At 72.8% G+C, this 18,945-nt stretch carries 20 protein-coding genes; 11 read left to right on the top strand and 9 right to left on the bottom strand.

Features of this window, described 5'->3' with window-relative positions; all coding sequences use genetic code 11:
* Positions 1 to 30: 30 nt before the first annotated feature.
* On the top strand, positions 31 to 441 hold the full coding sequence (locus LE548_RS23235) for a helix-turn-helix domain-containing protein (RefSeq protein ID WP_225098871.1): 411 nt from the start codon (positions 31 to 33) through the stop codon (positions 439 to 441).
* A gap of 170 nt (positions 442 to 611) precedes the next feature.
* Here LE548_RS23235 and LE548_RS23230 read toward each other — a convergent pair whose 3' ends face one another.
* The 3 genes from LE548_RS23230 to LE548_RS23220 all read right to left on the bottom strand — a co-directional run bounded on the left by LE548_RS23230 (position 612) and on the right by LE548_RS23220 (position 2,443).
* Positions 612 to 1,295 (bottom strand): hypothetical protein, encoded by a 684-nt coding sequence (locus LE548_RS23230; RefSeq protein ID WP_225098870.1) that lies wholly within the window; start codon positions 1,293 to 1,295, stop codon positions 612 to 614.
* Positions 1,295 to 1,903 carry a hypothetical protein gene (locus LE548_RS23225; protein WP_225098869.1) on the bottom strand — a complete coding sequence of 203 codons (609 nt, stop codon included), beginning with the start codon at positions 1,901 to 1,903 and terminating at the stop codon, positions 1,295 to 1,297. Before LE548_RS23225 ends, LE548_RS23230 begins: the two co-directional genes overlap by 1 nt.
* Positions 1,904 to 2,209: 306 nt before the next feature.
* Positions 2,210 to 2,443: a hypothetical protein gene (locus LE548_RS23220; protein ID WP_225098868.1), complete on the bottom strand. Its 234-nt coding sequence runs from the start codon at positions 2,441 to 2,443 to the stop codon at positions 2,210 to 2,212.
* Between the two features lie 269 nt (positions 2,444 to 2,712).
* Here LE548_RS23220 and LE548_RS23215 point away from each other — a divergent pair, with 269 nt between their 5' ends.
* The 3 genes from LE548_RS23215 to mug all read left to right on the top strand — a co-directional run bounded on the left by LE548_RS23215 (position 2,713) and on the right by mug (position 4,977).
* Complete coding sequence (locus LE548_RS23215; RefSeq protein ID WP_225099032.1) at positions 2,713 to 2,898, top strand: hypothetical protein; 186 nt, start codon at positions 2,713 to 2,715, stop codon at positions 2,896 to 2,898.
* 85 nt (positions 2,899 to 2,983) lie between these two features.
* Positions 2,984 to 4,435, top strand: coding sequence for an adenylosuccinate lyase (purB, locus tag LE548_RS23210; protein WP_225099027.1), 1,452 nt, complete (start codon positions 2,984 to 2,986; stop codon positions 4,433 to 4,435).
* Complete coding sequence (mug, locus tag LE548_RS23205; RefSeq protein ID WP_225099026.1) at positions 4,432 to 4,977, top strand: G/U mismatch-specific DNA glycosylase; 546 nt, start codon at positions 4,432 to 4,434, stop codon at positions 4,975 to 4,977. The genes purB and mug overlap by 4 nt, the downstream gene beginning before the upstream one ends.
* 207 nt (positions 4,978 to 5,184) lie before the next feature.
* On the opposite strand, the gene LE548_RS23200 is transcribed toward mug, so the two are convergent.
* The 3 genes from LE548_RS23200 to LE548_RS23190 are packed head-to-tail and all read right to left on the bottom strand — an operon-like array spanning position 5,185 to position 7,303.
* Positions 5,185 to 5,628, bottom strand: a complete 444-nt coding sequence (locus tag LE548_RS23200; RefSeq protein WP_225098867.1) for a hypothetical protein — start codon at positions 5,626 to 5,628, stop codon at positions 5,185 to 5,187.
* Positions 5,629 to 5,669: 41 nt separating this feature from the next.
* On the bottom strand, positions 5,670 to 6,380 hold the full coding sequence (locus LE548_RS23195) for an ABC transporter permease (RefSeq protein WP_225098866.1): 711 nt from the start codon (positions 6,378 to 6,380) through the stop codon (positions 5,670 to 5,672).
* A gap of 2 nt (positions 6,381 to 6,382) precedes the next feature.
* On the bottom strand, positions 6,383 to 7,303 hold the full coding sequence (locus LE548_RS23190; RefSeq protein WP_225098865.1) for an ATP-binding cassette domain-containing protein: 921 nt from the start codon (positions 7,301 to 7,303) through the stop codon (positions 6,383 to 6,385).
* Between the two features lie 116 nt (positions 7,304 to 7,419).
* On the opposite strand from LE548_RS23190, the gene LE548_RS23185 reads away from it, so the two are divergent.
* From LE548_RS23185 to LE548_RS23175, 3 genes are all read left to right on the top strand, one after another.
* A complete protein-coding gene (locus tag LE548_RS23185; protein WP_225099025.1) occupies positions 7,420 to 8,574 on the top strand; it encodes a sensor histidine kinase in 1,155 nt (384 codons plus the stop codon).
* 14 nt (positions 8,575 to 8,588) lie between these two features.
* Positions 8,589 to 9,245, top strand: coding sequence for a response regulator transcription factor (locus tag LE548_RS23180; protein WP_225098864.1), 657 nt, complete (start codon positions 8,589 to 8,591; stop codon positions 9,243 to 9,245).
* A gap of 101 nt (positions 9,246 to 9,346) precedes the next feature.
* Positions 9,347 to 10,501: an ROK family transcriptional regulator gene (locus LE548_RS23175; RefSeq protein ID WP_225098863.1), complete on the top strand. Its 1,155-nt coding sequence runs from the start codon at positions 9,347 to 9,349 to the stop codon at positions 10,499 to 10,501.
* Positions 10,502 to 10,688: 187 nt separating this feature from the next.
* On the opposite strand, the gene LE548_RS23170 is transcribed toward LE548_RS23175, so the two are convergent.
* Together LE548_RS23170 and LE548_RS23165 are read right to left on the bottom strand one after the other, a co-directional pair.
* Positions 10,689 to 11,450, bottom strand: coding sequence for a GntR family transcriptional regulator (locus tag LE548_RS23170; RefSeq protein ID WP_225098862.1), 762 nt, complete (start codon positions 11,448 to 11,450; stop codon positions 10,689 to 10,691).
* 142 nt (positions 11,451 to 11,592) lie between these two features.
* The gene (locus LE548_RS23165) at positions 11,593 to 12,477 is read right to left on the bottom strand and encodes an RNA polymerase sigma-70 factor (protein ID WP_225098861.1); all 885 of its coding nucleotides are present in this window, start codon (positions 12,475 to 12,477) and stop codon (positions 11,593 to 11,595) included.
* Between the two features lie 204 nt (positions 12,478 to 12,681).
* Here LE548_RS23165 and LE548_RS23160 point away from each other — a divergent pair, with 204 nt between their 5' ends.
* The 4 genes from LE548_RS23160 to LE548_RS23145 all read left to right on the top strand — a co-directional run bounded on the left by LE548_RS23160 (position 12,682) and on the right by LE548_RS23145 (position 17,651).
* A complete protein-coding gene (locus tag LE548_RS23160) occupies positions 12,682 to 13,335 on the top strand; it encodes an NADPH-dependent F420 reductase (protein WP_225098860.1) in 654 nt (217 codons plus the stop codon).
* 132 nt (positions 13,336 to 13,467) lie between these two features.
* Positions 13,468 to 14,298, top strand: a complete 831-nt coding sequence (locus LE548_RS23155; RefSeq protein ID WP_225098859.1) for an alpha/beta fold hydrolase — start codon at positions 13,468 to 13,470, stop codon at positions 14,296 to 14,298.
* Positions 14,299 to 14,446: 148 nt separating this feature from the next.
* Positions 14,447 to 16,030: an alkaline phosphatase gene (locus LE548_RS23150; protein WP_225098858.1), complete on the top strand. Its 1,584-nt coding sequence runs from the start codon at positions 14,447 to 14,449 to the stop codon at positions 16,028 to 16,030.
* 193 nt (positions 16,031 to 16,223) lie between these two features.
* Complete coding sequence (locus LE548_RS23145) at positions 16,224 to 17,651, top strand: GNAT family N-acetyltransferase (RefSeq protein WP_225098857.1); 1,428 nt, start codon at positions 16,224 to 16,226, stop codon at positions 17,649 to 17,651.
* 37 nt (positions 17,652 to 17,688) lie between these two features.
* Here the strand turns inward: LE548_RS23145 and LE548_RS23140 are convergent, their stop codons facing one another.
* Positions 17,689 to 18,930 (bottom strand): PLP-dependent aspartate aminotransferase family protein, encoded by a 1,242-nt coding sequence (locus tag LE548_RS23140; RefSeq protein WP_225098856.1) that lies wholly within the window; start codon positions 18,928 to 18,930, stop codon positions 17,689 to 17,691.
* Between the last annotated feature and the right edge of the window lie 15 nt (positions 18,931 to 18,945).

Here is an 18,945-nt window from a genome sequence, read left to right as displayed (position 1 = left end):
GGCACTTCCAGGGAAGGTGGTGAGCCACAGGTGACCACCCGAGGAGCCCGGGCCGCCGGTCGCGGGGTACGCGGCGATCTGTTCGATCCCCATTGCCCGACGCGGCAGTTGCTGGACCGCATCGGTACGAAGTGGACGTCCATGGCCGTCAAGACGCTCGCCGATGCCGCACCGGACGAGGTGCGCTTCGCGGAGCTGAGACGCCGGATGCCCGGCGTCTCACAGAAGATGCTGTCCGTGACGCTGCGAAGCCTGACCCGCGACGGGCTGGTGTCGCGCCGGGTCGAACCGACCGTGCCGCCGCGCGTCTTCTACCGACTCACCGGACTCGGACTGTCCCTGGAAGCCGCGCTTGCGGGGCTGCGGACCTGGGCGGAGGAGCACATGGCCGAGATCGACCGCGCCAACAAAGCCGCCGACCAGGAGGCCGATGAGGGGTAGGCAGGCCCATTCCGCGCTCAGTACTGGTGGCTCGGGTACAGCACCCTCGCGTCGAAGTCCTCCTCCGGCGTCGGCCTGACAAAGCGACGTGGTATCAGGGCGCAACGCCGGCTACATCAAGTCGGCCGTCGAGGGCACCTGCCTCTCGCCCTCCAGGGCAAACTCCAGCACTAGCGCCGCTTGCGCTTCTTCTTGCTCCGGTTGTCGGCGCTCGGCTTGGCACCGCTCGACCGGCCGGGCGCCGTCGGGTTCGCCGCGGCCTCGCGCAGGCCGGTCCGGCGAGTCTGCCAGACAGTCAGCTCCCACAACCCGATCGCGACGCCGACTCCCACGACGCCGACGGGGAGGGAGCTGAAGTCGGCATCGGCGGGCTGCGGGGCCAGCCAGCCGCTCGGGTCGACCAGCAGGTCCTCGGTGGTGCCCGCGTCCTCCGTGCCGTTGCAGCCCATGCCGACGATGTCGGCGTGGTCCATCGGCCTGCCGTCGGTCCGCTTCAGCCTGCAGTGGTAGATCGGGCCGGTCTTGCCCTCGGTGGTGTACACCGAGGTGATCCGCACCTCGGTACGCTGCCCCTGGCTCTGCATCTGGAAGACCAGCCCAGAGCCGAGCTCGACGACCAGTCCGATGATCAGCCCGGCGAAGAACACCCACCCCTTCGTTGCGGTCGCCATCAGCACCGCGATCGCGAGGGCCACGGTCAGCAGGCCGAGGATCAGCGCCGCCGGAAACCAGTCCGGGCTGGTGCCGAGCACGCCGATGCCCACCATCAGCAGGGGGACGAGCGCGGCTGTGCGGGCGAGCCGGCGCACCACGTGCGGCGGCCAGGCCACGTTCTTCCGGGACCCGGGCGCCATCAGTGGCCCTCGAACCGGCGCAGCCCGACCCGCCGGGACAGCCAGACCAGCAGCTCGAAGAGCACCAGTACCACCGGCAGGGCCCACGCGGCGATGTCGATCCCGCTGTAGTCCGTGTCGGCCGGCTGCGGCGCCGTCCAGCCGTGCGGGTCGACGAGCACGTCCTCGGTCTGCCCGACTTCCGTCGGCCCGCCGCAGGAGTCGTTGCCCAGCTCGGCGTGCTTGAGCGGCTTGCCGTCCACCCGCCCCAGATGGCAGATGTACTCCGGCCCGTGCTTGCCCTGGTACGTCTTCACCGAGGTGACCCGCACCTCCACCCGCTGCCCTTGGTGCGCCATCACCTCCGCCTGCAGCACCGGCCCCGGCCCGGACAGCGCGGCGATCCCCACGATCACCCCGCCGACGATCAACCACCCGTTCGGCGCTGCGGTGATCATCAGCGAGAGAGTCGCGATCAGCGCGAAGGTCCCGAGCGCCAGTCCGAGCCCGCTCCAGTCCGGATTGGCGGCCAGCAACGACAGCCCGACGATCACCGGCGGACCGAAAAACGCCATCGTGGTGAGGCGGCGGACCTGCCGGGACGAGGTGGCGGTGGCTATGCGAAGCACGGCGTCAGTGTGACGAACGGGGTCGTCAGGCTGAAGAGTGGGGTCCGTGACGACAGTCGTCGCTCTCGATGAGCACCTTGATCCGAGCGATGTGGCATGCCTGGTGCACCGGGCACCGGCCCTGGCATGAGGAGATCTTCCGGCCCGGCGAGCGTGCGATGGCCTGCTTCCGCTCCTGCCGTGAGCGGTAGTCGCTTCCGGCGGTCCGGCCGAGGGGCGGTCGGCCGCCGAGCGCGGCGTGCGATGAGATGGCACACCTACTCCCCCACCGTCGGCCGCCGCCCCGGTCCCGGCCGCCGGGACCGGTCAGTAGACGGCGAACCCGATCAGCACCAAACCCCAGGGCGCGAAGATCACCGGAACTGATATGAGCCAGCCCATCCTCCAGGAGGTCCTGGACCCGATGAAGACGCAGAACAGCGCCATCAGGATTGTGTAGATCAGGAAGGCGTATGCGATGACCACCGCACCCGAACCCACCGTGCCTCCTCGTGAGATCTGCCGCGCGGATGAGGGCAGTTCCTTCTCGACTCCCGGCATGCTATTTGAACATGTTCAAATCCTGTCGGGTCAAGCGTTTCGGGAAGACTGCATACGGAAGTCGGCGTGGGCAGCCGGCCGGTGCCGTGAGACAGGGCCGCCGTGGCCGTAGGTGCATCGGCGTCTCGTAGCAACGCCAAGGGCCGCGGAACGAGTGCCTGGGGAAACGGCACAGCCTCGATCGTCTTGGCGGTCTTGCCGACCGCAGGTGGGGGGATTCAAGATTCAAATAGCCCATCAAGGGTGGAGATGCGGGTGATCTTGGCGCCGTGGAGCAGGACGAGTGCCCCGGCTGCCCGGACGTCGGCGGGCAGGTCGGTGCCACTGACGCATCAGGTGAGCAGGGCGACCTGCTCGTCCTGGTCGACGAAGTTCGCCGGTTCGCTGTCGCGCCACCCGGCGACGGCCGCCCGGCCAAGCGCCCGGAGCTGCTGCCGTACGAGGGCCAGACGTAGCCTCCGCCCACGACGTGACGGGCCTCTCGTAGCTTCAGCCGAACCGGGGCCTGGCGCTGGCCTGCACAAACCACCAGTAGAATCCATACACGTGACTTCTGCCGCGCCCGCCAAGCCCCGCATCCCGAACGTCCTCGCCGGACGCTACGCCTCCGCCGAGCTCGCCACGCTCTGGTCCCCCGAGCAGAAGGTGAAACTGGAGCGGCAGCTCTGGCTCGCCGTGCTGCGGGCCCAGAAGGACCTCGGCATCGAGGTGCCGGACGAGGCGATCGCCGACTACGAGCGCGTCCTCGACACCGTCGACCTGGCCTCGATCGCCGAGCGCGAGAAGGTCACCCGGCACGATGTGAAGGCGCGGATCGAGGAGTTCAACGACCTCGCCGGGCACGAGCACGTGCACAAGGGCATGACCTCCCGTGACCTCACCGAGAACGTGGAGCAGCTGCAGATCCGGCTCTCGCTGGAGCTGATGCGCGACCGTACGGTGGCGGTCCTCGCGCGCCTCGGCAAGCTGGCCGGCGAGTACGCCGAGCTGGTCATGGCCGGCCGCTCGCACAACGTGGCCGCGCAGGCCACCACCCTCGGCAAGCGTTTCGCCACCGCCGCCGACGAGCTGCTCGTCGCCTACGGCCGCGTCGAGGAGCTGCTCGGCCGCTACCCGCTGCGCGGCATCAAGGGCCCGGTCGGCACCGCGCAGGACATGCTGGACCTGCTCGGGGGCGACGCGGCGAAGCTCGCCGAGCTGGAGAACCGGATCGCCGGGCACCTGGGCTTCGCGCAGGCGTTCACCTCGGTCGGCCAGGTCTACCCGCGCTCGCTGGACTACGAGGTCGTCACCGCCCTGGTGCAGCTGGCGGCGGCGCCGTCCTCGCTGGCCAAGACGATCCGGCTGATGGCCGGGCACGAGCTGGTCACCGAAGGCTTCAAGCCGGGCCAGGTCGGCTCCTCGGCCATGCCGCACAAGATGAACACCCGCTCCTGCGAGCGCGTCAACGGCCTGATGGTCATCCTGCGCGGCTACGCCTCGATGACCGGCGAGCTGGCGGGCGACCAGTGGAACGAGGGCGACGTGTCCTGCTCGGTGGTGCGCCGGGTCGCACTGCCGGACGCGTTCTTCGCCCTCGACGGCCTGCTGGAGACCTTCCTGACGGTCCTGGACGAGTTCGGCGCCTTCCCGGCGGTCATCGCCCGTGAGCTGGACCGCTACCTGCCGTTCCTCGCCACCACCAAGGTGCTCATGGGCGCCGTGCGCGCCGGGGTCGGTCGCGAGGTCGCGCACGAGGCGATCAAGGAGAACGCCGTCGCCACCGCGCTCGCGATGCGCGAGCAGGGCGCCGAGCGCAACGACCTGCTCGACAAGCTCGCCGCCGACGGCCGTCTTCCGCTCGACCGTGAGCAGCTCTCGGCGCTGATGGCCGACAAGCTGTCCTTCACCGGCGCCGCCGCCGACCAGGTCGGTGTCGTCGTCGGCCGGATCGAGGAGATCGTGAAGCAGCGCCCGGCGGCGGCCGGATACACCCCCGGGGCGATCCTCTGACCCGCTTCAGCCGGGAGGAGCTGGAGGCCGCCCGCGACCGTCTCGTACCGGACGTCGTCGCGGACGGCCTCGACATCCTCTTCTGTGGAATCAACCCAGGCTTGCTCACGGCGGCGACCGGTCACCATTTCGCCCGCCCGGGCAACCGCTTCTGGCCGGTGCTGCACCTGTCCGGCTTCACGCCGAGGCTGCTGAAGCCGGCGGAGCAGGGCGAGCTGCTGTCGTACGGGCTGGGCATCACGAACGTGGTGGCGCGGGCGACCGCGCGGGCCGACGAGCTGACCGCCGAGGAGTACGTCGAGGGCGGGCGGCTGCTCACCGCGAAGGTGGCGCGGCTGGCGCCGAGGTGGCTGGCCGTGGTCGGGGTGACCGCGTACCGGGCGGCCTTCGGTGAGCGCACGGCTCAAGTGGGACCGCAGGAGCGGACGTTCGGGGAGACCCGGGTGTGGGTGCTGCCCAATCCGAGCGGGCTGAACGCGCACTGGACGGCGCAGACCATGGCGGAGGAGTTCGCCCGGCTGCGGGCCGCCGCACGCGCCTGACGGTCACGGCCACGCACCCAGCGCCATGGTTCCAGGCCCCAGGCCCCAGGCCCCAGGCCCCAGGCCCCAGGCCCCAGGCCCCAGGCCCAGCATCACGGCCGCGCAGGCCAAGCGCCACAGCCGCAGGCCCAGCGTCACCGTCGGGGTCTGCTCGACGGTGGCCGGGCGAAGGAGCCGGACCCGCTGCCGGCACCGCGCGGCCGACGGTCACGGCGGAGGTGTCTCCGTGACCGTGGCCAGGAGGCGTATCTCGTCCGCGTCGTCCCGGTCGGCGACGCCGAGGGCGACCCAGCGGCCGGTCCCCGGCGCCTGCCACACGTCCAGTTCGTCGGTGAGCAGGCTGAGACCGGCCCAGGGCTCCGGTATCTCCTCGCCCCGGCCCGCGCGCAGCCGCACCGTCAGCTGACCCCAGGGAGCCTGCCGGCCCCAGCGCTCGTGCAGCCGCTCCGCTATGGCCTCCCGGTACGCCTGGAGGTCCTCCGCGGCCCGCTGCCGCTCCCCCGCGTCGCCCGGCGCTGTCCCATGGCTCGTCGCTAACTCCACGGTCCGGTGACCGGCGCCTGCCGGAACCGGCTCCGCGCGGCCGTCCTGCGGCAGGGACTCCCCCGCGCACAGCGACTCGATGACGGTCAGGCACTCCGCGATGTCCATGTGCTCCAGTAAAACGGGCGGCACTGACAATTGGCGGGCCGTCAGGCGTCCCCTCGGTCGAGGCGCCAGGCGCCCGCGAGCAGCGCGGCCGTCGCCCACAGCGCGGTCACCGCGAGCCCGCTCCACGGGCCGAGGGCACCGTCCCAGGCGCTGTGCAGGGCCACTTGACCGGCACGGTCGGGCAGGAAGTCGGCGACGCCGGCGGACAGGTCGCCGACGACGAAGGACACGATCAGCACGAACGGGATCAGAACGGACAACGTGGCCACACCGCTGCGCAGCAGGGCCGCGAGTCCGGCCGCGAACAGCGCCATCAGCGTCAGCTGGAGGCAGCAACCGGCGGCGCCGCGCAGCCCCTCGGTCCACGAGGGCCCGGAGGTGCCGAGGACCGCTTTGCCGACGAGCACGGTGACCAGCCCGGTCAGGAAGCCTGCGGCCAGCACGGGCAGGGCGATCGCCGTGACCTTGGCGGCGAACCACCGCCGCCGACCGGGCACCGCCGACAGCGTCAGCCGCAGCGCGCCGCCCCGGAACTCCGCCGCGACGGCCGTCGTACCGAAGGCGATCGCGGCGATCTGGCCGAGGTTCACGCCGAAGAACACCGAGTACAGCGGGTCCGGGTCGGCGTCACCTGCCGCTCCGACGGCCGAGAACACGGTGGTGACGAGGAGGATCGCGGCCAGAGCGCCGAGGAGCGAGGGCAGGGTACGGATCTTGATCCATTCGGCGTGCAGCACGGGTGCGAACGACATGGTCAGGCCTCCTGGGACAGTGCGGTGAACTCGGCCTCGGCCGCGGTCAGATCGAGGTAGGCCTCCTCCAGAGTGGCCTCCTGTGCGGCGAGTTCCAGGACGGGGACGCCGGCCTCGGCCAGGAGCCGGCCGAGGTCGTCCACGCGCGCGTGCCGCACGGTCCGGGTCCCGTCCGCGTCCCGGGCGGCGTCGAGGCCGTGGCGGGCGAGCAGGTCGTCCAGCGCGGCGGGGTCGGTGGTGCGGATGCGGACGTGGGGCCGTACGCGCGCGTGGATGAAGTCCTGCACCGGTGTGTCGGCCAGCAGCCGGCCCCGGCCGAGGATCACGAGGTGGTCGGCGAAGGCGGCGGTCTCGCCCATCAGATGGCTGGAGACCAGGATCGTACGGCCCTCGGCCGCGAGTCGGCGCAGCAGCGTCCGGATCCACACGATGCCCTCGGGGTCCAGGCCGTTGGCGAGCTCGTCGAGCAGGATCACCTCGGGATCCCCGAGCAGGGCGGCGGCGATGCCGAGCCGCTGGCGCATGCCGAGGGAGTACGTCCGTACCCGGCGCCCCGCCACCGTGGCCAGCCCGGTCTGCTCCAGCACGGCGTCGACGCGGCGGTCCGGGATGCGGTTGCTCGTGGCCAGGGCGCGCAGATGGTCGCGGGCGGTGCGGGAGCCGTGCGCGGCGCGTGCGTCGAGCAACGCGCCCACCGTGCGCAGGGGTTCCCGCAGTCCGCCATAGGCCCGGCCGCCGATCGTGGCGGTGCCCGAGGTGGGCCGGTCGAGGCCGAGGACGAGGCGCATGGTGGTGGACTTGCCGGCGCCGTTGGGGCCGAGGAAGCCGGTCACGCGGCCGGGGCGCACGCTGAAGCCGAGCCGGTCCACGGCCCGCCGTCCGCCGTACTCCTTGGTGAGGTCGCGTACGTCGATGCTGGTCATGGCATCAGCCTTGCCATGCGGGGACGCCGGGGCCTCCCCCGCCAGTGGAGAACCTCTCCCCCGTGCGGGGGAGGCCCGTTGTCAGTGCCGGCTGCGACGATGTCCGCATGGTCCACATGGTCCGCTTCCTGCGCCCGCTGCTGCGGGGGACGACGTACACGCGCCTGCTGCATCTGTGGGTGCCGATGCTGATCGTCAGCGTCTGGCTCTTCATCGACATGTCGACTCCCTGGGTGCCCGCGTTGGTCCTCGTCCCGGTCGGCCTGCTGCCCGCGGTGCGGCACGGCGAGGGCGTGCAGGCGCGGCTGCTGCTCACGCCGGGCGAGGCGGAGCCGGGCATCTCCGAGGCACCGTCGGCGACCTGGCGGGACCGGCTGCGCACAGTGCTGTGGCTGGAACTGCGGATGCTCCTGGGCGCGGTGGCGATGTTCGCCACGGTGTGGCTGCCGGCCACCGCCTTCGAACTGGCCCGCTGCGCCTGGGGTCATGCGTCGTCCGAGTTGCCGCTGCTGGACGCCCTGCCGCCGCACCCCGCCTGGGCCCTGCTCACGCCGCTTCCTCTGCTTGCCCTGTACGGCGCGGTCGTCGGGCTCGGCGAGCTGATCACGGCCTGCGCGCGCCGCCTGCTGGGGCCGTCGGCGGCAGAGCGGCTGACAGCGCTGGAGGAGCGCACCGAGCAGCTGCTGGAACGCACGCGTATCGCCCGGGAGTTGCACGACTCGATCGGGCACGCCCTGACGGTGGCGGTGGTGCAGGCCGGAGCGGCACGGGCGGCGGGCGATCCGGGGTTCACCGAGCGCGCGCTGGACGCCATCGAGGAGACCGGCCGGGCGGCGCTGGAGGACCTGGAGCGGGTGCTGGGCGTGCTGCGGGAGAGCGAGCGGCCGGTGAGCACCCGGCCGACCCTGGCCGACGCCGGCCGGCTGCTGGAGTCGGCGCGCGCCTCCGGGGCGAAGGTCGACGCCGAGGTGACCGGTCCGCTCGCGGCCCTGCCGGGGCCGGTGTCCCGGGAGGGGTACCGCATCCTGCAGGAGTCGCTCACCAATGTGCTGCGGCACGCGGGAGCCGTGCCCGTGCGGGTCCGGGTCGCGGTGAGCGACGGCCTGCTGGCCCTGGAGGTCCGCAATCCGCTGCCGGCCCCGACACCCGGCCCTGGCCGGGGCAGCGGCCTGCGCGGCATACGCGAGCGGGCCGCCCTCCTCGGGGGCAGCGCCCGTACCGGCCCGGACGAGGGCGACTGGCAGGTGCGGGCAGAGCTGCCGCTGAGGTGATCTACGCTGGCCGGATGCCGGTCACCGTACTCCTCGTCGACGACGAACCGCTCGTCCGCGCGGGCCTGCGGGCCGTACTGGAGGCGCAGCCCGACATCGAGGTGGTGGGCGAGGCGGCCGACGGGGCCGCGGTGATCCCGCTGGTGCGGCAACTGCGGCCGGACGTGGTCGCCATGGACGTACGGATGCCGCTGCTGGACGGGATCGAGGCCACGCGCGCGGTGCTGCGCACGGTGGCCGATCCGCCGAAGATCCTCGTGGTGACCACCTTCGAGAACGACGAGTACGTGTACGAGGCGCTGCGCGCGGGCGCCGACGGGTTCCTGCTGAAGCGGGCCCGGCCGGCCGAGATCGTGCACGCGGTACGGCTGGTGGCGGAGGGCGAGTCCCTGCTCTTCCCGGCGTCCGTACGGCGCCTCGCCGCCCGGTACGGCGACGGCGAGCGCCCGGCGCGGGCCGCGCTGGAGCGGGCCCGGCTGACGGAACGGGAGGCGGAGGTGCTGCGGCTGATGGCGCGCGGCCTGTCGAACGCGGAGATCGCCGCCCGGCTGGTCGTGGGCACGGAGACGGTGAAGTCGCATGTGAGCGGCGTCCTGGCGAAGCTCGGCGCGCGCGACCGGACCCAGGCGGTGATCGCGGCCTACGAGACGGGGTTCGTAGAGCCGGACTGAGCCGTGCCGGCGGCCCTGGTGCGCGCACCCCCGGCACTCGCCGGGGTGCGTCCGGCCGAGTACGATCCGCCCAACACCCCCGCGAGCTGGAAGGACGGACGGTGGCGCAGCTGACCGGCGGCGATCCCTCGCTGCTGCGAAGGATCAATTCCGCGGTGGTGCTGCACGCGCTGCGCGCCACGGACTGCGCGACGCTCACCGAGATCACCCGGGTCACCGGACTGTCCCGGCCGACCGTCGAGGGCGTCGTCGAAGGGCTCATCGAGAGCGGGCTGGTCGTGGAGACGGCCGCCGACGAGGGCACCGCGCGCCGTCAGGGGCGGCCCGCGCGCCGGTTCCGGTTCCGGGCCGAGGCGGGGCATCTGCTGGGCCTGGAGATCGGGCCGCACCGGGTCGCCGCGCTGCTGTCCGACCTGGACGGGCGGGTGCTGGGCGCGCAGGCCAAGGGGGTCGACGAGACGGCTCCGGCGGACGAGCGGCTGGACCGGCTGCGCGGCGCGGTCGCCGAACTGCTGCGCCGGGCCGGCGTCGCGCGTGGCTCGCTGCGGGCGGTCGGCGTGGGCACGCCGGGCATCGTGGAGACGGACGGCACGGTACGGCTGGGCACGGCGCTGCCCGAGTGGACCGGGCTGAAATTGGGCGAGCGGCTGAGCCGGTCCTTCAAGTGCCCGGTGCTGGTGGAGAACGACGCCAACGCGGCGGCCGTCGCCGAGCACTGGAAGGGCGTCGCGACCGGCTCCGACGACGTGGTGTTCGTGCTGGCGGGGCTGAGTCCGGGCGCGGGTTCGCTGATCGGCGGGCGGCTGCACCGGGGGTACGGCGGGGCGGCCGGGGAGATCGGCGCGCTGCATCTGCTGGGCCGGGAGGCGACCCCGGAGACGTTGCTGTCCACCACCGACGAGCCGTTGCACCCGCTGGACGAGCAGGCGGTCGCCGAGGTGTTCGCGCTGGCCCGCAAGGGCGACCAGCGGGCGCGGGCGGCTGTCGAGCGGTTCATCCAGCGGCTTGTGCACGACGTGGCCGCGCTGGTGCTGGCGCTCGATCCCGAGCTGGTCGTGATCGGCGGCTGGGCGGCCGGTCTGGACGGCGTCCTGGAGCCGCTGCGCCGCGAACTGGCCCGCTACTGCCTGCGGCCGCCTCAGGTGGCGTTGTCCTTGCTGGGCGAGGCTGCTGTGGCGACGGGGGCGCTGCGGCTGGCTCTGGCGCATGTGGAGGAGCAGCTGTTTGCTGTGGACGGCTCGGTGACGCGGCGTTGAGCTTCGCCGTGGTGGTGCGGGTCGTCGTGCCGGCGCGGCGCCGTCGTGGCCGTTCGCGCCCACGCGGCGGAGCCGCATGTCAGATACAGCCCCGCGCCCCGTGGGGAGTTGGCCGCGCCGGGCGCCTCCGAGATGCCCGGGACGAGGGAATCCCCGCGCCCCAGCCGGAACTGGGGCTCGCGGGTGGTCAGGAGGCCCTGCGCTCCGGGTCGTGGTGTATCTCCACGCCCGCCGCGTCCCCGAAGGTCAGCCGGCAGGTGTCGGCGCGGTAGGTCGCGACGGACAGGGCGGCGGTGCGGCCCTCGGCGACGAATCGGGTGGTGACGACCAGGACGGGTGAGCCGGGGAGGCGATCGAGTTCCTTGGCGTCGTCCGCACGGGCGGAGCCCAGTTCGACGGAGCGGTCCTGCCCCTCCAGGGCCAGGTGCTGGAGTTCGCGCAGCACTGCACGCGCGCGTGCCGGGCCGGACGGGGTGTCGATCGCGGTGAGGTCGGGTACCGAGGCCGCCGGGATGTAGAGCAGTTCGGTGGCGACCCGCTGGCCGTGGGACATCCGGGTCCGGCGCACCGTGTGGACGGGCTCGTCCGCGCCGGTCTCCAGGGCCGTGGCGACAGCCGCGGGCGGGGTCGACCGTTCGATGTCGACGGTCTGCCAGGCGTCTCCGGCGGCGCCCGGCCAGGCGTGCTGCTCGGTCCCGACGGCCACGCCGACGCGTGGCGGCGCCACGGTCGTACCGACCCCGCGGCGGCGCTGCAACCGGCCCTCCAGCTCCAGTTGTTCGAGTGCCTGGCGGAGCGTGGCGCGAGCCACGCCGAAGCGGGCGGCGAGGTCACGCTCGTTGGGCAGGATCTCGCCGACCGAGAACTCGGAGTCCAGTGCCTCGCTGAGCACGGTCTTGAGATGCCAGTACTTCGGTTCCGGCACCGATTCCAGCTGCGTGGTCCCCACCCTGTCCTCCGCAAGAGCCGTGGTCCGGCGGCTTTTAGCGCCCTTGTTTATTAAAGGTTGTTGCACTTCTCTGCGACCATAGGGCGGCCGTCACCCTTGGTCAAGACCAATCCACGGGCTCGGACGGGGACGGTGCCGTGTGTCAGCGCGCGGCGAGGTGCCGGAGCTTGTCCGGGTTGCGGACGATGTACACGGTCGTGACGCGGCCGTCGGCGATCTCCAGCTGGAAGAGGTTGTCGGGCTGGTCGCCGTGCATGACCAGGACGGCCGGGCCGCCGTTGGCCTCCACGAAGAGGTACGACATCTCCGCCGGGGCCGTCGGTACGGTGGCGGCCAGGAAGCGGCCGACCTTGTCGGCGGTGTACACGATCCGCCTCGGCGTCTTGGCCTTGCCGCCGCTGTCGCCGACCAGGCGCACGTCGGGGGCGAGCAGCGCCATGAGCCCGTCCAGGTCACCCTCCGAGGCCGCGACCAGGAAACGCTCGGTCATCTCGCGCCGCTGGGCGGGGTCGACCTCGTAGCGTGGCCGGCGTTCCTCGACGTGCCGGCGCGCCCGCCCGGCGAGCTGTCGTACGGCCGGCTCGCCGCGGTCGAGCAGCGTGGCGATCTCGGCGTACGGGTAGCCGAACGCCTCTCTGAGCACGAAGACGGCGCGCTCCAGCGGGGACAGCGACTCCAGGACGACCAGGACGGCGAAGGACACGCTGTCGGCGAGCAGGGCGCGGTCGGCGGCGTCCGGGGACGTGTCGCCGAACTCGGTGACGTAGGGCTCCGGCAGCCATGGACCGACGTACGCCTCGCCGCGCGCCCGCACCTGGTGGAGGCGGTCGATGGACAGGCGGGTGGCGATGCGCACGAGGTAGGCGGCCGGTTCGCGGACCGCCGCGCGGTCGGCGCCGGACCAGCGCAGCCAGGCGTCCTGGACCACGTCCTCGGCGTCGGCGATCCGGCCGAGCATGCGGTAGGCGACCCCCATGAGCAGGGGCCGGTGTTCTTCGAAGACGTCGGTCGCGGTGTCGGCGCTCACGGGACCATCATCGGGCACGCACCGCACGGGGCCGGTTCCGCCCCTCCCTCTCGCGGCACCCCCTCCCGCGCGGCCGCGAGTGTCCGGTCGGCCCGCCGACACGCGCGCGGCGCGTCCGGCCGTAATCGGCCCGTCCGGCGCCCGTGCGGATCACAATGACCGCGGACCGCCGGGGGTCGGCGGCCGGTGTGCGGGAGGTGGCCGATGCGGTACGGGGTGCTGGGCACGGGCGAGGTGGGCCGTACGCTGGCGGGCCGGCTGGTGGAGCTGGGGCACGAGGTGACCCTCGGATCGCGCACCAAGGACAATCCGGTCGCGCAGGAGTGGGCCACCGCTGCGGCGGGCCGGGCCCATGCGGGTACGTTCGCGGAGGCGGCCGCGGCGGGCGAGCTGATCGTCAACGCGGTGAGCGGCCGGGTGGCGCTCGACGCCCTGCGGGCGGCCGGCGCGGAGCACCTCGACGGCAAGGTCCTGGTGGACGTGTCCAATCCGCTGGCCTTCGAGGACGGGCAGCCTCGCCTGGACCCGGTGGAGTCGGACAGCGTGGGCGAGCAGATCCAGCGGGCGTTCCCGCACGCGCGCGTGGTGAAGTCGCTGAATACGGTCAACTGTCAGGTGATGGTGGATCCCGGGCGGGTGCCGGGCGCGCACAACGTCTTCGTGAGCGGTGACGACGCCGGGGCCAAGGCGCAGGTGACGGCGCTGCTCGGGGAGTTCGGCTGGCCGGCGGCGCGGGTGCTGGACCTGGGCGGAATCCGGTCGGCGCGGGCGGTGGAGATGTATCTGCCGCTGTGGCTGACGTTGTTCCGGAACTCCGGCAGTGCGGACTTCAACATCGAGGTGTGCCGGGCGGGTTGATCGCTCGGGGTCACCGGGGGCTACCGGCCGGTAGTAATTGCTGACAAGCTGTCTACGGCGTCCGCCGGTATCCGCCCAGACCGTCGACAGCAACCCGACCGTCCGTCAGCACCCAGACGAGGAGCACCCCCCATGTCCACCACCGTCTCCTTCCCGGTCCCCGGTCCGCGCGGCCCGAAGGACGTGACCGTGTCCTACACGCGCGTGGGGCGCGGCGAACCGCTGGTCCTGCTGCACGGAATCGGCCACCACCGGCAGGCCTGGGACCCGGTCGTGGACATCCTCGCCACCGAGCGGGAGGTGATCGCCGTGGACCTGCCGGGTTTCGGCGCCTCGCCGGGCCTGCCGGACGGCCTCGGCTACACCCTGCCCGCCACCAACGCCGTGCTCGGCGCCCTGTTCGAGGTGCTGGAGCTGGACCGCCCGCACGTCGCGGGCAATTCGCTGGGCGGCCTGCTCGCCCTGGAGCTGGGCCGGGAGAAGCTCGTACGGTCCGTCACGGCCCTGTCCCCCGCCGGGTTCTGGACCGAGGCCGAGCGCCGGTACGCCTTCACGGTGCTGCTCACGATGCGGGCCGTCGCCCAGCGGATGCCGGTTCCGCTGGTGGAGCGGCTGTCGCGTACGGCGGCCGGGCGTACGGCGCTGACGAGCACGATCTACGCCCGGCCCGCGCGCCGCGCGCCCGAGGCCGTGGTGGCAGAGACGCTCGCGCTCGTGGGCGCCACCGGGTTCGACGCGACGCTGCGGGCGGGCCGGGCGGTCCGGTTCACCGACGAGCTGTCGGGCCTGCCCGTCACGGTGGGCTGGGGCACCCGGGACCGGATCCTCGTGCGCCGGCAGGGCGTGCGCGCCAAGCAGATGATCCCGCACGCCCGCCTGGTGCGACTGCCCGGCTGCGGCCACTGCCCGATGAACGACGATCCGGCACTGGTGGCCCGGGTCATCCTGGACGGCAGCCGCTGATCAGGGCCAGGGAATCGGCGCGCACGGAAACCCCGGGTGAACCTCCGGCCCGCGGCCGGTTGTTCACTTCGGGTTCGCGTGCGCGCCGCGACGCCCCAGTAGGTGTGGCTGTGCACACTGGCCGGATCCCGCCCCTGGAGGCACAGCCATGTCCCACCGTCCGTTCCCCGGCCGCCGCAGCGTGCTGCGCGGCTCCCTCGCCACATCGGCGGCCCTGACCCTGCCCATGGGCCTCGGTGCGGCCCCGGCGTTCGCCCGCTCCGGACGCCCCCAGGCGAACTGGGGCGTGCAGGCCGGCGACGTGACCACCGGCTCCGGTCTGGTGTGGGTGCGCTCGGACCGGCCGGCCCGCATGATCGTGGAGACCGCGGCCACCGAGTCGTTCCGCAACCCGCGCAGATGGCACGGACCGCTGCTCGGCGCCGGCACGGACTTCACCGGCACCACGCGGCTGCACGGGCTGCCCGCCGGCGAGCAGATCCACTACCGCGTGCTGCTCGCCGACCCGGACGACCCGAGCCGTACCGGCGAGCCGGTCACCGGCACCTTCCGCACGGCGCCCGCCAAGCGGCGCCACGGGGTGAAGTTCGTGTGGTCGGGCGACCTCGCCGGACAGGGCTGGGGCATCAACGAGTCCATCGGCGGCTACCGGATCTTCGACGCGATGGCCAAGGTCGACCCGGACTTCTTCCTGTGCAGCGGCGACAACATCTATGCCGACGGCCCGATCTCGGCCACCGCCGCCCTGCCCGACGGCGGCGTCTACCGGAACGTCACCACCGAGGAGAAGTCGCACGTCGCGACCACCCTCGCCGACTACCGGGGCAACTTCCGCTACAACCTGCTGGACAAGGCGCTGCGCCGGTTCAACGCCCAGGTACCCAACATCATCCAGTGGGACGACCACGAGGTCCGCAACAACTGGTACCCGGGCGAGGTGATCGGCACCGGCACCCCCTACCCGGCGGGCACGAAGCTCGACGACCTGGCACTGCGCTCCCGGCAGGCCTTCTCCGAGTACTTCCCGATCTCCACGATCAGCGGCCGCCCTGACGGCCGGATCTACCGCGTCGTCAACCACGGTCCGCTGCTGGACGTGTTCGTGCTCGACATGCGCACCTACCGCAACGCCAACTCCCCCGACAACCAGACCACGGACCCGGTCGGCATCCTCGGCCGCGAGCAGCTGGAGTGGCTCAAGCGGGAGCTGGCCAAGTCCCGCGCGGTGTGGAAGGTGATCGCCAACGACATGCCCCTCGGTCTGGTCGTGCCCGACCCGGTCGAGGGCAAGCCGAACTTCGAGGCGGTCTCGCAGGGCGACCCCGGCCAGCCGCTGGGCCGGGAGCTGCAGATCGCCGAGCTGCTGCGGTTCATCAAGCACCGGAAGATCACCGGCACGGTGTGGCTGACGGCCGATGTACACCACACCTCCGCCCAGCACTACGACCCGTCGCGGGCCGCGTTCAAGGACTTCGAGCCGTTCTGGGAGTTCGTCTCCGGCCCGCTCAACGCCGGCGCCTTCCCGGCCAACGCACTGGACGGCACGTTCGGCCCGGACCGGGTGTTCGTCAAGGCGCCGACGACGGCCAACGTCTCACCTGCCCAGGGCTACCAGTTCTTCGGCGAGGTCGACATCGACGGCGACAGCGGCGAGCTGACGGTCCGGCTGCGCGAGTACGACGGCACCGTGCTGTTCACGCAGACCCTCCAGCCGGGCCGCGTCGGCCAGTAGGCAGCGGCGGGTACGCTTCACTTCACACCGTGCCGCGCTACGGCGTCATCCCCCGGAGCGCGGCAAGGTCTGCCGCCGTGACCCCGAGGGCGGTGTGGACCGTAGAAAACGGAACAATCGGGGCGGAGCATGCTTTACCCATCGGTCACAAAGCGTTCGTGATCACGCAACACCCTTCCTTCACAGTGGGTCCATGACTCCAGAGATGTCCGATGTGACCCGGGCGAAGCACGGACGCCCCGTGCACCACTGGCGGCGCGACGTCGTCGAACTCGCCGCCCTCTTCACGGCCGTCGCGGTCGCCGACGGGGTGGCGAACCTGATCGGGCACGGGCCCGGCGGCCCCGGCCTGCTGGTGATCTCGGCAGTCGTGCTGGCCGCGACGGCGGGCTTCCACACCTGGTGGGCACGGCGCCACGGCCACGCGCCGCCGGCCGACGATACCGGTGCCCGGCCGGCCGCCGAGACGCGGTCGGCCGGGCCCGCCGAACAGCCCGGCACCGCCGCGGACGACCTGGCCGGCGCCACGGCGCTGTGGCGGATGCGGACCACCGTCAAGGACGAGCCGGGCTCGCTGGCGGCGCTGTGCACGGCGCTCGCCGTACGCCAGGTCGACATTCTCAGCCTGCAGACCCACCCGCTGGCCGAGGGCACCGTGGACGAGTTCCTGCTGCGGGCGCCGGGCACGCTGGAGGCGGCCGAGATCACCCGGGCCGTCTCGCTGGCCGGGGGCAGTTCCACCTGGATCGAGCGGGCCGACGCCCATGACCTGGTCGACGCCCCCACCCGGGTGCTGGGCCTGGCCACCCGTACCGCGCTGGACGCGGCCGAACTTCCGTTGGCACTGCGCCAGTTGCTGGGCCGCTGCACGATTCGCTCGCTGCCCGGGACACCGGCGGGCGGAGGCCGCGGGCCGGCGCCGGTGCCGGTCGAGGGGGTGCTGGAGGACACCGTGATGCGCCTGCGCGCTCCGGAGGGCGGCGTGCTCACCGTGGAGCGGCCGTATCTGCCGTTCACGCCGACCGAGTTCGCACGGGCCCGGGCACTGGTGGAGCTGGACAACCGGCTCGGCCCGCGCATCCCGCGCGGTGAGGACGTGCTGACGCTCCCCGAGGGCGACGACATCACCGTCCGCCGGGTGGACACCGGTGACCTGGCGGCGGCGAAGGCGATGCACGAGCGGTGCTCGCCGCGCACCCTCGGCATGCGCTACCACGGCCCGGTCGGCGACGCGGACCGCTATCTGAACCACCTGCTCAGCCCGCGCTTCGGACGGACGCTGGCCGCGCAGAGCGCCTCCGGCCGCATCGTCGGCCTCGGGCATCTGCTGTGGGACGGTGACGAGACCGAGGTCGCGCTGCTGGTCGAGGACGACTGGCAGCAGCGCGGCATCGGCGCCGAACTGCTCGGCCGGCTCGTGGCGATGGCCGTGGAGGCCGGCTGCGCGAGCGTCTACGCCGTCACGCAGGCGTCCAACACCGGCATGGTCGCCGCGATGCGCGGCCTCGGGCTGCCCCTCGACTACCAGATCGAGGAGGGCACGCTCGTCATCACGGCCCGCCTGGACACGGCCCCGGCGGTCTCTTCCGCACAGCGGGGTGAGCGGGCCCGCCGCGACTGACCGGCGGTCCGCTCAGCCGAATCCGCCGCGACGGCGCTCAGCCACGAACGCGCTGTCCGGCGGTGCCCAGCTCGGCGTTCCCCACCGCCGGCCGCCCCGGCGGAGCGCCCAGCGCCTGGTCCAGGTCCGTCCACAGGTCGTCCACGTCCTCCAGGCCCACCGACAGCCGTAGCAGCCGGTCGCTCACGCCCGCGCCGCGCCGGTCGTCGGCGTCGACGATGCGGTGGCTGATGGACGCGGGGTGCTGGATGAGGGTGTCGACGCTGCCGAGGCTCACCGCCGGGGTGACGAGCCGGACCCGGGAGATGACGTCGTGCGGGTCGCCGTACACCTCGAAGGCGATCATCGCGCCGCCGAGCCGCGGGTAGTGGACGCGTGCCACGCGCGGGTCGGCGGAGAGCCGGCGGACCAGTTCGGCGGCGTTCGCGGAGGCCGCCCGCACCCGCACGGGGAGCGTGGACAGTCCCCGGAGCAGGAGATAGCCCGCCAGCGGATGCAGGACGCCGCCGGTGGCGAATCGTATCTGCCGGAGCCGGCCCGCGAACTCCTCGTCGCAGGCGACCACTCCGGCCAGCACGTCCCCATGGCCGCCGAGGTACTTGGTGGCGCTGTGCAGCACCAGCCGGGCACCCTGCTCGGCCGGGCGTTGCAGGACGGGCGTGGCGAAGGTGTTGTCGGCGAGCAGCGGCACCGAGCCACAGGCGTGGGCCACGGCCCGCAGGTCGAGTTCGGCGAGGGTCGGGTTCGCCGGGGACTCGACCAGCACCAGACCGGTGTCCGGGCGCAGCGCGTCGCTGATCCCGGCCGGGTCGGTCCAGGTGACCTCCGTACCGAGAAGCCCGGCGGTCAGCAGATGGTCGCTGCAGCCGTACAGCGGCCGTACGGCGACGACGTGCCGCAGGCCCATGGCCGACCGGGCGAGGAGAACGGCGCTGAGCGCGGCCATGCCGCTGGCGAAGGCGACCGCGGACTCGGTGCCCTCCAGGCGGGCCAGGGCCGTCTCGAAGCGGGCGACGGTCGGATTGCCGAGACGGCCGTAGACGGGCGGTCCGACCGGGTCGGCGCCGTCGGTCGCGAAGGCGTCGATGCGGGCGGCCTCGGCGCGGCTGTCGTAGGAGGGGTAGGTGGTGGACAGGTCGATCGGCGGGGCATGCAGGCCCTGGCGGGCGAGGCCGTCGCGGCCGGCGTGCACGGCCTCGGTGGCCAGGGCTCGCGATGCGGCCGACGCTCTTGGTGCGGTGCGTACGCCGTCGTAGGCACCGATGCTCGCTGTGTCCATGCGCGGAAGGGTGAA

The organism is Streptomyces sp. CoH27 (assembly GCF_020181035.1).
In the GTDB taxonomy this organism is placed as follows: domain Bacteria; phylum Actinomycetota; class Actinomycetes; order Streptomycetales; family Streptomycetaceae; genus Streptomyces; species Streptomyces camelliae.
Note: the sequence above shows the minus strand (reverse complement) of the source record. Positions and strands in the feature narration are given on the sequence as shown.

Bases quoted from the DNA above. Each gene is read 5' to 3' on its own strand.
- LE548_RS23140 (WP_225098856.1), bottom strand. From the start codon at position 18,930: ATGGACACAGCGAGCATCGGTGCCTACGACGGCGTACGCACCGCACCA.
- LE548_RS23150 (WP_225098858.1), top strand. From the start codon at position 14,447: ATGTCCCACCGTCCGTTCCCCGGCCGCCGCAGCGTGCTGCGCGGCTCC.
- LE548_RS23145 (WP_225098857.1), top strand. From the start codon at position 16,224: ATGACTCCAGAGATGTCCGATGTGACCCGGGCGAAGCACGGACGCCCC.
- LE548_RS23155 (WP_225098859.1), top strand. From the start codon at position 13,468: ATGTCCACCACCGTCTCCTTCCCGGTCCCCGGTCCGCGCGGCCCGAAG.
- LE548_RS23200 (WP_225098867.1), bottom strand. From the start codon at position 5,628: ATGGACATCGCGGAGTGCCTGACCGTCATCGAGTCGCTGTGCGCGGGG.
- LE548_RS23160 (WP_225098860.1), top strand. From the start codon at position 12,682: ATGCGGTACGGGGTGCTGGGCACGGGCGAGGTGGGCCGTACGCTGGCG.
- LE548_RS23190 (WP_225098865.1), bottom strand. From the start codon at position 7,303: ATGACCAGCATCGACGTACGCGACCTCACCAAGGAGTACGGCGGACGG.
- LE548_RS23195 (WP_225098866.1), bottom strand. From the start codon at position 6,380: ATGTCGTTCGCACCCGTGCTGCACGCCGAATGGATCAAGATCCGTACC.
- LE548_RS23180 (WP_225098864.1), top strand. From the start codon at position 8,589: ATGCCGGTCACCGTACTCCTCGTCGACGACGAACCGCTCGTCCGCGCG.
- LE548_RS23220 (WP_225098868.1), bottom strand. From the start codon at position 2,443: ATGCCGGGAGTCGAGAAGGAACTGCCCTCATCCGCGCGGCAGATCTCA.
- LE548_RS23185 (WP_225099025.1), top strand. From the start codon at position 7,420: ATGGTCCGCTTCCTGCGCCCGCTGCTGCGGGGGACGACGTACACGCGC.
- LE548_RS23230 (WP_225098870.1), bottom strand. From the start codon at position 1,295: ATGGCGCCCGGGTCCCGGAAGAACGTGGCCTGGCCGCCGCACGTGGTG.